The following is a 259-nucleotide window of genomic DNA, read 5'->3' as shown; positions in this document are numbered from 1 at the left end:
ATACTAGTGATGCGGCGAGCGGCGATCCTGTGGACCGGCTCCGCCCTGGTGACGGGCTTCAATATCTTTGCGGCGTACGCACAGGATCAGCGTCTGGTGATGGGGGCGCTGGCCCTGACGGCGGCGTTCGCCCTGTTCGGGGTAGCCTTCGGGATCTGGGCCGCGCGCATGGTCACGGCACGATCGTTGCGCGGGGGGCGGTGGTGGCTCCACGCGGTCGCCCATAAAAAAGGGGCCCGGTCGCCCGAGCCCCTTTTCG

The 259-nt window shown here is 68.0% G+C and carries 1 protein-coding gene; it reads left to right on the top strand.

Annotation, left to right across the window (positions count from 1 at the left end; all coding sequences use genetic code 11):
- The coding region (locus AC0IXA_RS27735) for a hypothetical protein (protein ID WP_471814950.1) at nt 1-259 on the top strand (259 nt) is incomplete at both ends.

The sequence above is a fragment of the Pseudomonas sp. AC083 genome, from assembly GCF_979253165.1.
Note: the sequence above shows the minus strand (reverse complement) of the source record. Positions and strands in the feature narration are given on the sequence as shown.